This window comes from uncultured Clostridium sp., assembly GCF_937920395.1.
Lineage (GTDB): Bacteria > Bacillota > Clostridia > Clostridiales > Clostridiaceae > Clostridium_AD.
On sequence record NZ_CALEVF010000221.1, the window covers coordinates 1 to 5,090 of the forward strand.

Annotated in this window: 6 protein-coding genes; all 6 read left to right on the forward strand. The window is 28.4% G+C overall.

Annotated features, from left to right (window positions below; translation table 11 throughout):
* On the forward strand, nucleotides 1–370 hold a 370-nt coding region (locus Q0649_RS13920; RefSeq protein WP_298843150.1), incomplete at its 5' end, for a glycosyltransferase.
* 16 nt (nucleotides 371–386) lie between these two features.
* Nucleotides 387–1,172 carry a glycosyltransferase gene (locus Q0649_RS13925; protein ID WP_298843153.1) on the forward strand — a complete coding sequence of 262 codons (786 nt, stop codon included), beginning with the start codon at nucleotides 387–389 and terminating at the stop codon, nucleotides 1,170–1,172.
* 122 nt (nucleotides 1,173–1,294) lie between these two features.
* Nucleotides 1,295–2,092, forward strand: coding sequence for an acyltransferase (locus Q0649_RS13930; RefSeq protein ID WP_298843156.1), 798 nt, complete (start codon nucleotides 1,295–1,297; stop codon nucleotides 2,090–2,092).
* A 47-nt stretch (nucleotides 2,093–2,139) separates the two neighbouring features.
* A complete protein-coding gene (locus tag Q0649_RS13935; protein WP_298843159.1) occupies nucleotides 2,140–3,270 on the forward strand; it encodes a DUF563 domain-containing protein in 1,131 nt (376 codons plus the stop codon).
* Between the two features lie 17 nt (nucleotides 3,271–3,287).
* On the forward strand, nucleotides 3,288–3,695 hold the full coding sequence (locus tag Q0649_RS13940; protein ID WP_298843162.1) for an FdtA/QdtA family cupin domain-containing protein: 408 nt from the start codon (nucleotides 3,288–3,290) through the stop codon (nucleotides 3,693–3,695).
* A 12-nt stretch (nucleotides 3,696–3,707) separates the two neighbouring features.
* Complete coding sequence (locus tag Q0649_RS13945) at nucleotides 3,708–4,802, forward strand: DegT/DnrJ/EryC1/StrS aminotransferase family protein (protein WP_298843165.1); 1,095 nt, start codon at nucleotides 3,708–3,710, stop codon at nucleotides 4,800–4,802.
* Nucleotides 4,803–5,090 lie beyond the last annotated feature (288 nt).

Below are 5,090 nucleotides of genomic sequence, written 5' to 3' on the forward strand. Positions count from 1 at the left end.
AATTATTTTCACAGGAAGAATTAATGATAGAAAATTAATTGAGGAAGAATATAAAAAGGCAAAGATTTTCTGCCTTACCTCAAGGTGTGAGGGATTCCCAAATGTATTTGGAGAAGCAGCTAACAAAGGTTGCTATATAATTTCGTCAGATATAGATCCTGCATGGGATATAACAGACGACAAAAAATATGGAAGTGTGTTTCCTATAAATGATCATGTTGCTCTTGCAAATGAACTGATAACAGTTTGTTTAAATGAAGCAAGATTAGAAACAGTGTGCAGGGATATTCAAATTTATACAAAAGAGAATTTTGAATGGATAAAACTTTGTGAAAAGATAGAATGTTTCTTAAACGAAAATAATGAATAAGATAGGAGATTGATTTATGGATAATAGCAATCTAGTCAGTGTATTGGTTCTATCTTATAATAATTTAAGATATATGAAAGAATGTCTAAATTCAATTATGCAGCAGAATTATCAGCATATTGAAATTATTATAAGCGATGACTTTTCTAGCGACTTTAAGAAAGATGAAATAGAACAATTTATAATGGATAATAAAAAAGGAAATATAGTTAATTATGTAATAAATCATAATTCATGCAATTTAGGAACGGTTAAAAATTTAAATAAGGCAATTAGTTTGGCAACTGGTAATTATTTTATTAATCTTGCTTGTGATGATTTACTTTTTGATAGTGGTACTATAAGTGCCATTGTAAAATTTTTTTCTGATTCAAATTATCTTGTATTAGCGGGATATATAGCTGAGTATGATGAAAAATTAAAGGAATGTTTATTAATAACACCTACATTAGAATATATTAAATACACCTATGGTAATCCTATTGATTGTTATAGAGCTTTATGTGCCTGTAATTTTATTCCTGCGCCAGGTATGGCGTACAAAAGAGAACTTATAAATAGATATGGTATGTATGATGAAGAATATAAATTAGTAGAAGATTATCCAAGATGGTTGTATTTAACAAGAAATGGATGCTGTATTGGATTTTTATCACGTTTTATTGTTAAATATAGAAATGGAGGTATCTCATTTAACAGAGATGAAAATATTGATAAAATTTATAATGATGATTTAGCATTAGTTAAAGAAAAAGAGATATTACCTTATGTGAATATAATTAAAGATATCAACTATAAGTAGTGGGGAATTTAATATTAGAGATTTTTAAGGAAATTGTATTTAAAATTATTGAGAAAATCATTAAGCTTTTACTGAAAATTAATTTTCATGCAAATCTTATGTTTAATGAGAGGAGTGATCTAATGAATGATAGTAAAATTTCAAATAGTGCAATAATTAAAGATAATGTAATTATTGGTGATAATGTAATAGTAGAAGACAATTGCTATATAGATTATGGAGCAATATTAAGAGATAATGTTCATATAAAAAAAGGCAGTTACATTGGAGTCAGATGCATTTTAGGAGAGTATTTAATGGACTTTTATTCTGATAGAACAAATAAGGTTCATCCTTTAATAATTGGAGAAAATGCATTGATTAGAAGCGAAACAATTGTTTATGGTGAAACAGTTATAGGAAATAATTTTCAGACTGGTCATAGAGTAACTATAAGAGAAAAGTCATTAATAGGAAATAACGTTAGGATTGGAACATTAGCTGATATACAAGGAGATTGTAGCATAGGAAATTATGTGAATCTTCATAGTAATGTGCACATAGGTCAAAAAAGTGTAATAAAAGATTATGTTTGGATTTTTCCATATGTTGTTTTAACTAATGATCCTACTCCACCATCAAAAACGATGTTAGGGGTTACTGTAGAATCTTACGCAGTAATTGCTACTGGAAGTGTAATTTTGCCTGGAGTAAATATAGGTGAGGACTCATTTGTTGGAGCAGGAAGTGTGGTAGGTAAAAATGTAGAAAAAGAAACACTAACAGTTGGAAATCCAGCAAAAAAAACATTCCCAATACAGGACATAAAAAACAAGTTAACTGGGAAGAAAATTTATCCTTGGAAATATACTTTTTCTAGAGGGATGCCATGGGAGGAGCTAGGGTACGCGCAATGGTTAAAAAGTGAGAGTGTATTATAAATGGTTAGGTTTAACATTACTGAATTCTAAAAAAGGGGAATAACCTAATGAATATTGTAAGAAATCTAAATAATATCTCATGTAAAGAATATTGTAACAATAATAATTCTAAATATTCTATTCTTAAAAAAGAATATTTTCAGAAAAATTATATACCAAATTACATGGATAATAATGAAGTTAATAATTATATAGAAGTTAGTTATCCTGAAACTTATGTAGCTGATTTATATAATATAAACATAATTGGGGGAAATAGTATTATTTTTGATGAAAATAATAATTGTATTTATGATTTGCCACTGATGGATGATGAAAATAGATTTCAACTAGCAATGGGAAATACAATTTTTGTAGATAAGAAATCTACTTTAGTTAACTATAACAATTCAAATGAAATAATTAAAGAGGGAATAATGCTTATAGCAAATGGGTCTTTTAATTATTTCCATTTCAATCTAGAATCATTATCTAAATTATGTTTAATTAATGAAAAAGAAGAATATAATAAAGTTCCAATATTGGTAGATGAAAGATGCCTTAAAATTCAATCATTTAAAGATGAATTAGAAAAATTAAATTCAAATGGAAGAGAAATAATTTCTTTAAAACAAGGATATTGTTATAATGTTAAAAAATTAATATATATATCAGAATTGATTATTGAACCTATTAATCTTAAAACAGATGCATTTCTAAGATATGAAGATTATAGAGTGAGTGAGGTAGCTGTGAAGTTGCTACATGATAATTTAGCCATTAAAAGTAATATCTTTAGAAAATTATTTATCTCTAGAAAAAATAGTAGTGTTGTTAGATTGCTATATCAAGATAAAATCGAACAAATTTTTAAAGAGTATGGTTATGAAATAATATATCCAGAAGATATGTGTTTTGACGATCAATTAAAAATTTTTTCACAAGCTGAATTCATAGCAGGTGCAAGTGGAGCTGGATTTACAAATATTTTATTTGCTAATAAAAAGACAAAAATCATATGTATAATGCCTAAACAAATAAAATTTTCATGTTATTCAAGTATAGCTGGAATCTTAGGTCAACAGTTCTATGGTTTAGATGCAAAAATCCATGATAATACGAATGTGGTTTATTATCAAAACAGTATTGAATTAGGAGAAGAATATTTAAGAACTTTTCTAGAAAGGTTTAAACACTAATATTGAGGAGAGGCAATATGTATAATTGTTCATTGCTTAAATTCATGAATATTAATAGTAAATATGGTAATTTAACACCTATAGAAGAAATGGTGGATGTCCCTTTTGATATAAAACGTATATATTATATTACAAAAGTACCCCAGGGAATTGAAAGAGGTTTTCATGCACATAGAAAACTTCATCAAGTGCTAATATGCCTTAATGGTTCTGTGAAAGTAAAGGTGAAAAATCCAAAGGAAGAGAGTGAATTTATTTTAGATGATACATCAGTTGGTCTGTATATTGGACCATATATTTGGAGAGAAATGTATGATTTTAGTGAAGGAGCTGTTCTTTTAGTACTTGCATCTGATTACTATAACGAAAGTGATTATATAAGGAATATGGACTTTTATATGCAAGAGGCAGTCAAAAGATATTAGGGAGTGATTACGGTGAGTATTCCATTTATAAATTTAGAGCCAATGCATAGTGAAATAAAAGATGAGATTATAGAAGCTTTTATAAGAGTATACAATAGAAATTGGTTTATTCTAGGACAAAGTGTAGAAAACTTTGAAAAGAAATTTTCACAGTATTGTAATACTGATTATTGTATAAGTTGTGGAAATGGATTAGATGCGCTTTGCCTTATATTAAAGGGGTATGATATAGGAATTGGTGATGAAGTAATTGTGCCATCTAATACTTATATAGCTACCGCTTTAGCAGTTTCAAATGTTGGAGCTAAGGTCGTTTTAGTTGAGCCGGATATTAAAACATTTAATATAGATGTAAATAAAATTGAAGAGGTCATTACAAAAAGAACAAAAGCAATTATTGCTGTTCATCTATATGGTAGGCCAATAGATGCTGATAAAGTAAGAGTCTTATGTGAAAAATATAATCTGAAATTTATAGAAGATGCAGCTCAAGCTCATGGAGCTATATATAAGGGCAAAAAAATAGGAAGTCTTGGCGATGCAGCTGGGTTTAGTTTTTATCCAGGTAAAAATTTAGGAGCGCTTGGCGATGGAGGAGCTATTCTCACGAGTGACATTATCTTGGCACAAAAGGTGAGGGCATTAAGAAACTATGGCTCAGATATTAAATATCATAACGAGTATAAGGGCGTTAATTCTAGACTTGATGAAATACAAGCGGAATTTCTATTAGTAAAGTTAAGGTATCTTTACAAATGGAATAATGACAGACAAAGAATCGCAAGACTATATATTGAAAGAATAAATAATAGTAAATTAATTCTTCCAGATATAAAGCTAGTTAAAGACTCAGTATGGCATGTATTTCCTGTTAGGACGGAGTATAGAAATGAATTACAAAAGTATTTGAAGGATAAAGGAATAGGGACTTTAATTCATTATCCAATACCAATTCATCTTCAGCAGGCTTATAAGGATTTAGGTTATAAGCTGGGTGAGTTTCCAATAGCAGAAGAGATCTCAAATACTGTGCTAAGTTTACCAATGTGGTATGGAATGAGTGAGGAAGAAATTAATTATGTTATGGAGGTTTTAAATAAGTGGTAAAAATATAGAACTGTTACTTAAAGAGGCTAATACGAATAGTGTGTTAAATCTAGCAAGGTATAAAATGCTAGATTTTTATTTTTAGATAATATTTAGCCATGCGTATCTTAATGCGTAATATTGAACTATACAGAGACATATGTAGAAATATGAATATAATTCGTTTATAAGGTATAAATGGTGGAATTGATTCTGTATTAATGTGATAGAATATTCCTTGTCGTCATATACGAGTGGCACATTGGTCTTTGAAAATTAAACAGAGAAATAGGTAAAGAAATGAAATAA